This is a genomic window from Streptomyces sp. CO7, from assembly GCF_053474865.1.
This window is the reverse complement of the sequence record NZ_JBRIOU010000004.1, coordinates 597,490-599,169: the sequence shown is the minus strand read 5'-3', so window position 1 is coordinate 599,169 and position 1,680 is coordinate 597,490. Positions and strand designations below refer to the sequence as shown.

1 protein-coding gene is annotated in these 1,680 nt (G+C 80.5%); it reads right to left on the bottom strand.

The window, feature by feature from the left end; all coding sequences use genetic code 11:
* Nucleotides 1-6: 6 nt before the first annotated feature.
* Nucleotides 7-1,680 (bottom strand): TPM domain-containing protein (locus ACOV8S_RS15530; protein WP_448318410.1); only part of this gene is annotated, 1,674 nt, incomplete at its 5' end.

Below are 1,680 nucleotides of genomic sequence, written 5' to 3'. Positions count from 1 at the left end.
CCGCGTTCAGGGGGTGATGCCGCCCGGGTCGGCCTCGCGGGGGGCGGTGGTGGAGCCGCGGCGGCCACGGGTGGCGGGGCCGCCGAAGGAGCCGGGCGGCCCTCCGTCCGCGCCGCCGCCCAGCAGCACACCCCCGAGCACTGCACCGCCGACACCTCCGCCCTGCGGCCCGTACGCGTCCCGGTACGCCCGCACGTCCTCCTCGGCCAGCCTCCGCGCCTGCCGCGCCAGCCCGTCCGCGTCCCGCGCGTCCTCCGGCGCCCGCTCCTGCACCGCGCGGCCCAGCAGCCGGTGCGCCTCGGCCAGCCGCACCCGGGCCCGCACGCCCACCGCACCACGGTGCGCCCCCACGTAGTCCTCGGCGGCCGCCGCCGAGCAGCGCGCCACCAGCACCGCCGCCGGGAACAGCGCGTCGTCCTCCCCGGGAGGCACCGCCTCCGGCAGCGGCACCGCCGTGGTCGCCGTCCGCACCACGCGCCGCAGCACGTCCAGCGGGTCGCACGCCCCCTGGTCCACCTCCGCCCGCAGCGCCGCCAGCGGGTCCTTGCCCACGCGGGCGAACGCCGCCTCGAAGGTCTGCGGGATCGCCTCGTCGGCCTCGGCCAGCTCCGCCGCCAGCCGGTCCACACCGTTCACCAGCGCGCCGACCTGCGAGATCGCCCCCTCGGCGGCGCGCAGGTGCATCGCAGCGGCCACCGGGTCGCCCAGGTCGCCCGTCTGCCGCGACCGGTTGAGCCGGCTGGTCGCGAAGACCAGCCGCTCCTTGGCCAGCTCCATCTGACCCGACACCGTCATCACCGCGGACGGCGCGTACCGCGCCCCGATCGCCGCCAGGTTGGCCTCGCTCGCGCCGACCCGTCCGGTCAGCGCGCGGAAGCGCTGCTCCGCCACGGTCAGTGCCTCGGGGATGCCGGTCCCGTCCTCCAGGGCGCGCAGCCGGTCGAACTCCTCGCACTCCTCGTCCAGCCGCCGCCCCACCGCACGGCACCGCTCCAGCACGTCGTGCAGCACGGCGATCCGCCCGGGGCCCGGCGGCGTGCCCTCGGCGGGCGGCTCGCCGGCGTCGTGGAGCAGGGCGAACACCGCGGCGACCTCGGTCTCGGCGCCGCGGACGGCGCGGGCGAAACCCTGGACGGCGGCCGCCCCGAATCTCGCCTCGGCGAACCCCAGCTCCTCGCGGCTGGTGTGCACGCAGTCGTCGGCCGCGACCAGCGCCGCCCCGGCACGCGCCTCGAGCTCCGGGACCGGCACGTCGCCTCGACCGGTCCGGGCCCGCAACCGGGTCAGCGCGCCGCCGCCCTGCACGGCGGGCTCGGGCGGCGCCCCGGCGGCCGGCGCGGCGGGGGAGTCCGCCCCGGTGCGCACGGTCCGGGTCCGGGAGCGCCGGGTGCGGCGGACATAGCCGTACCCGGCCAGTACGCCGACCGCGCCCCCGATCGCGACGGGCAGGGCGACGTCGGCCACCGACGCGGCGGCCCGCGCCGCGGCAGGGCTCCCGCCCGGGTGCGCGGCGGCACTCGGGCCCCGGTCCGCGGCGGGGCGCCCTGACCGGTCGGCGGTGGGATCCTCGGCCCGCCCGTCGGCCGCCGCCGCGGCCACCGTGGCGGTCGCCGCGGGCGCGGGCGGGGTCCAGGCCGGGGCGGGCAGGGGGAGAAGGAGGGGGGGGGGCCTGGGCGGGAC